Annotated in this window: 3 protein-coding genes; all 3 read right to left on the minus strand. The window is 63.7% G+C overall.

The genetic code is table 11. From position 1 onward, the window contains the following. Nucleotides 1-127 precede the first annotated feature (127 nt). From BIS11_RS15765 to BIS11_RS15775, 3 genes are read right to left on the minus strand one after another with little or no spacing between them, the layout of a single operon-like run. A complete protein-coding gene (locus BIS11_RS15765; RefSeq protein WP_253418792.1) occupies nucleotides 128-787 on the minus strand; it encodes an isochorismatase family protein in 660 nt (219 codons plus the stop codon). A gap of 53 nt (nucleotides 788-840) precedes the next feature. Further along, nucleotides 841-1,734: an oxaloacetate decarboxylase gene (locus BIS11_RS15770; RefSeq protein ID WP_253418789.1), complete on the minus strand. Its 894-nt coding sequence runs from the start codon at nucleotides 1,732-1,734 to the stop codon at nucleotides 841-843. A 35-nt stretch (nucleotides 1,735-1,769) separates the two neighbouring features. Continuing rightward, nucleotides 1,770-2,186: a nuclear transport factor 2 family protein gene (locus tag BIS11_RS15775; RefSeq protein ID WP_253418786.1), complete on the minus strand. Its 417-nt coding sequence runs from the start codon at nucleotides 2,184-2,186 to the stop codon at nucleotides 1,770-1,772. Nucleotides 2,187-2,215: the final 29 nt, after the last annotated feature.

The raw sequence follows: 2,215 nt of genomic DNA on the forward strand, positions 1-2,215 counted from the left end.
CTCGTAGTACTCGATGTTGGGGGCGACCCAGAAGGCGACTCTGGCGCCACCCGGCCACTCGATCTTTGGGCGCTGGTCATAGGCCCAGTAGTCGTACACGCCAAGGGATTCTTTCATCGTTCGCTCCTCAGCCCTCGAGCCAGGCCAGCACATCGGCCACGGGCAGCACGTCGGCGTACTTCAGGTGCAGGTCGGTCAGGTTGGCGTAGTGGTAGCTCTCGTGCTTGTCCGCCACGCACTCCATCGGCACGATGGTGCGATAGCCGCGAGAAAGGCTCTCCACCGCGGTGGCGCGAATGCAGCCCGAGGTCGAGCCGCCGGTGATGATGACCGTATCCACCTGGTGCCACACCAGCAGTGACTGCAGCGGCGTCTCGAAGAACGCCGAAGGCATGCGCTTGGTGTAGATCACGTCACGCGCGCGGTCGATCTCGGCGCGCTCGTCGAACTCGGCTCGCTCGGAGCCGTACTTGATGTTCTGCAGCGAGTCCGGGGTGTCGGTACGCGTGCCCCAGACGCCGGCGTCCTCGGCGGAGTCGAGAAATGCCACGTGGGTCCAGACCACCGGCCAGCCTCTCGCCCGAAAGCCGCGCGCCAGCTGGTTGGTGTACTCGAGCTGCTTCGGGTCGGTCTCGTAGGCGGTCTTGTAAAGGTCGGTACGGGTGTACGCCTTCTGCGGGTCGACGTTGACCAGCACCGCCTTCTTGCCGAAGCCGAAGGGCACCCGCTGGGGATTGGCCATCACCTCGAAGAAGAGCTCCTTGGCCGTCTTGTCCGTCGTCTGCATCGCTGCCTCCTGTCTTGTCGTTATTGAAATTGAAAGTGGTCGCCTGGCGGCGCTTATCCGCGCTCTTCGTAGCGCTGGCCCATGTCGAGCATCTTCTGGGTGCCCAGGTAGTCGTTGAGCTGCTTGAAATCGAGCATCTGGTCGCGGAAGGCGTCGGTGGTGCCGTCTTCTTTCAGCGTGGCGAAGAAGCGGCTCGCCATGTGGGTGATCGCTCGCACCAGCGCGCCCGGGAAGATCACCAGCGAGAAGCCGAGCGCTTCCAGTGCCTGGGCGTTCTGCAGCGGTGTATCGCCGCCTTCCACCATGTTGGCCATGATCGGCACCTTGCCCTTGAATCGGGTCATGATCTTGTCGATGTCCTCGTCGGTGCGAATGCCCTCGATGAACAGCATGTCCACGCCAGCCTCGAAATAGGCCTGGGCGCGCTCGATGGCGCTGTCGGTGCCTTCCACGCCCAGCGCGTCGGTACGGCCGATAATCAGCGTCTCTTCGCTTTGCCGCGCGTCGAGGGCTGCATGCAATTTTCCGACCATTTCGCCCTTGGAGACCAGGGTCTTGCCGCGCAGATGGCCGCAGCGCTTGGGGTAGGTCTGGTCTTCGAGCTGGATGGCGTTGGCGCCGGCGCGCTCCAAAAGGCGGACGCTTCGCATCACGTTCATGGCGTTGCCGAAGCCGGTGTCGGCATCCACCACCACCGAGAGCTCGGTGCGCTCGCGAATGTGCGACATCGCGGTGCAGACCTCGGTAATGCTCAACAGGCCGATGTCGGGTCGCCCCAGCTGGGTGTAGGCGAGGCTGGCGCCGGAAAGGTAAACCGTATCGAAGCCGGCCTGCTCGGCAAGCGAGGCGCCCAGGGCATCGAAGACCCCGGGGGCGACCACGATGGCGGGGTCGTGAAGGTGTCGTTTCAACGACGATGTGGTGGAGGCGGACTCTCGGCGTGTCATAGGGCTCTCTTGGTGATGGTCGGGCGTTGTAATAATCAGGCGTCTTGGCCGGTCAGCGGGACGCCTGGTGCGAGCGCCAGGTCGTTCCAGACGTCCTGGCGAGTGATCAAGCCGTGCTTGAGCTCGAAACGGTCGATGAAGCGCACGCCCTCGGCCGTGGTACCGTCGAGCCAGGTCACGGAAAGCTCGCCGTGACAGACCACGATGGATGCCTCGGCAGTGACGCAGTGATCGACCGCGTGAAACGTCTTGCGTACGCTCCGGTAACGGGTACGTGCCCAGCTCACCACGTCGTGCAGGTCACGAAAGGGCGGTGCACCGGGGAACCGCATCACCACTGACCGAGCCAGATAACCCTCGGCCTCGACGAGATCGCGCCTTTCCATGGCGGCGAGAAAATCGCGGACCCGCGTCTTGTCGCTCGCGCGGTGTGGACCGGCCTCATGGTTCATGGTGAACCTCTCTTGTAGTGGCGGGTTAG

Source organism: Halomonas sp. 707D4 (assembly GCF_024158685.1).
Lineage (GTDB): Bacteria > Pseudomonadota > Gammaproteobacteria > Pseudomonadales > Halomonadaceae > Vreelandella.